Below are 2,630 nucleotides of genomic sequence, written 5' to 3' on the forward strand. Positions count from 1 at the left end.
CCGCCAGTGCGGCCGCGGCATCGAGCTCGCCATCGACAAGGGCGTGGATCATCAGCTTCACATCCTGCGGGTCTTGCGGCAATCCATCCTCACGGGGGCCATCCTCACGCGGGCGATCTTCATGCGGGCTCATGGCGCCCTCCAAGTTCCGTCATCAACAGGCCGCGAGCCCTTGCCAGCCGCGACATCACCGTGCCTTGCGGCACGTCGAGCATGGCGGCGATCTCGCGGTAGCTGAGACCGTTTATGTCGCGCAGCACAAGTGTTTCGCGGAAGGCTTGCGGCAGCCTGGCGATCGCCGCTTCCACCGCCGCCGAATTCGCCTTGGCGATCAGCGCCGCCTCCGGGCTGTCGGCATCATTGTCGGGCGGCGGCGAGACGTCGTCGAGATCGGCGAGGTCGCCGACCGCCACCACGCTCCGCGGACGGTTCTTCGCCATCCACGTATAGGAGGCGTTGCGCACGATGGTGAGCAGCCACGCGCGGGCGTTTCCCCCAGCGAACCCGGCAATACCCGCATGCGCCTTGAGGCAGGCCTCCTGCACGACATCCTCGGCGTCGGCGGTGTTGCCGGTCAGCCAGCGGGCGAGCGACAGCGCATCGCCAAGATGCGGCAGCACCACCTCGGCAAAACGCGCGGCCAGCATCTTTTCGCTCAACACCGTTCCGCCGTCGGGCGCTCCCGCCATGGGTCTGCCGCCGCCCTCAGCGGGAGGCGACGGTCTGTCCCGGCTCGTGCGCGTGAAGATCGCGACCGCAGGCGATGGCGCCTGCTTCGGGGGAAGAGAGGGCATTGGTGTCACCGGAGTCAAGTGTCTCGGAAGCAAGGGGCGCCTCGCAAGGGGACGGCGCATCGCTGGCTGCAACAGGGTGCTCGCCGTCATGGTCGTGGATCTCGATGGTTGCGACCGGCACGGATCAGGGCCGGCGGCGGGGCGGCATCGCCCGGAACAGATGCGCCCAGCGCCAGCGCTCCATGGGACGGCTGCGGTAGACGCCTTCGCCCTCTTCAGCCCTAGCGTATTTGTCTTCATGCCGTTTCATGACGGTCTCCTGCTGGTGCGCACAAAACGCGCATGCCCTGGAGACCGGCGGACCGGGCCATTTATTCCCGGCCGCTCCGCTTTTTCATTCACGCTGATGTGATCGGAACTGCGCGCGGCCTATAGCGCCGACAGGAAAAGTCCCGCCAGCGCCGATGCCGCCAGCGTCGGCAGCATGCCGAGTTTCAGCCTGAACATGGCAACCATCGCCGCAACCGACAGCAGCGCGGCGCGCCAGTCGAGCGAGGACAGGACCGGCACCTCCACGCCCCAACCGACGCTTGCGACCTTGCCGAAGACGACATGCAGCGCGAACCACAGCGCCAGGTTCATGATCACGCCGACCACCGCCGCGGTGATCGCGCCGAGCGCCGCTGCCAGCGCTCGGTTCTGCCTCAGCTGCTCGATGTAGGGGGCGCCCAGAAATATCCAGAAGAAGCAGGGCACGAAGGTCGCCCAGAGCGTCAGCAGCGATCCGAGCGACCCGGCGAGCAGCGGGCTGGCAAGGCCGGCATGGCGATAGGCGGCGGCGAAGCCAACGAATTGCAGCACCAGGATCAGCGGTCCGGGCGTTGTCTCGGCGAGGCCCAGCCCGTCGACCATCTGGCCGGGTGACAGCCAGCCGAAAGAGGTGACCGCCGCCTGCGCGACATAGGCCAGAACCGCATAGGCGCCGCCGAAGGTGACGACGGCCATCAGGCTGAAGAAGCCGCCGATCTGCGCCCACACGCTGCCTGGCCCCACCAGCACGGCGATCAGCGCCACCGGTCCGAGCCAGAGCGGCAGCCAGATGGCGATGGTGCGGACCGCGTGCCATTTGGTGGGCACGGTGTGGGCCAGCTCGCCGCGTTCGAACATCAGGTCGACCACGCCGATTCTGTCGACGGTAGCCCCACCCTTGCCATGGGCCGAGCCGGAAAACAGGCCTGGCGCGAAGCGGTTGCCGATCCAACCGATGAGGCCAGCCGCAAGCACGATCAGCGGGAACGGCAGCTTGGCGATGTAGATCGCCAGGAAGGCCACCACCGCGATCGCCACCATTACGCGGTTCTTCAGCGCCCGCTTGCCGATGCGGATCACCGCCTCGACGACGACGGCCAGCACCGCCGCCTTGACCCCGAAGAACAGCGCCTCGACCACCGGCGCGTCGTTGTAGAGCATGTAGAAGCTGCTCAGGCAAAGCATCACCAGCGCGCCAGGCAGCACGAACAGTGTGCCGGCGACGAGGCCGCCGGCGGTCCGGTGCAGGAGCCAGCCGATATAGACGGTAAGCTGCTGCGCCTCGGGTCCAGGCAGGAGCATGCAATAGTTGAGCGCGTGCAGGAAACGCTCCTCGCCGATCCAGCGGCGCTCCTCGACCAGCTCCTTGTGCATCAGCGCGATCTGCCCGGCCGGCCCGCCGAAGGACAGCAGGCCGATCTTGGCCCAGAGCCGCGTCGCCTCACGGAAGCTCGGCATGCCGGGGGTATCCACCGGCGGCGCGGCGTCGTCCTTGGCGAGCGCGGTCATGGCGCCTTGCCTCCGGCCGGCCAGTTATGCGTCTCGTCCGCGGCGTCGCGGCACCAGCGGAAGAAGGCGTCGTAAAGC

General features: G+C 67.8%; 3 protein-coding genes. All 3 read right to left on the reverse strand.

Translation table 11 applies throughout. From position 1 onward, the window contains the following. Positions 1-119: 119 nt before the first annotated feature. The 3 genes from EOA24_RS33750 to chrA all read right to left on the reverse strand — a co-directional run bounded on the left by EOA24_RS33750 (position 120) and on the right by chrA (position 2,552). Complete coding sequence (locus tag EOA24_RS33750) at positions 120-689, reverse strand: sigma-70 family RNA polymerase sigma factor (RefSeq protein WP_126080910.1); 570 nt, start codon at positions 687-689, stop codon at positions 120-122. Between the two features lie 229 nt (positions 690-918). Further along, a complete protein-coding gene (locus tag EOA24_RS44000) occupies positions 919-1,044 on the reverse strand; it encodes a hypothetical protein (RefSeq protein WP_281059467.1) in 126 nt (41 codons plus the stop codon). Positions 1,045-1,163: 119 nt separating this feature from the next. Beyond that, positions 1,164-2,552, reverse strand: a complete 1,389-nt coding sequence (chrA, locus tag EOA24_RS33755; RefSeq protein WP_126080909.1) for a chromate transporter — start codon at positions 2,550-2,552, stop codon at positions 1,164-1,166. Positions 2,553-2,630 lie beyond the last annotated feature (78 nt).

Origin of the sequence: Mesorhizobium sp. M2A.F.Ca.ET.039.01.1.1 (genome assembly GCF_003998035.1) — a bacterium.
Classification (GTDB): Bacteria; Pseudomonadota; Alphaproteobacteria; order Rhizobiales; family Rhizobiaceae; genus Mesorhizobium.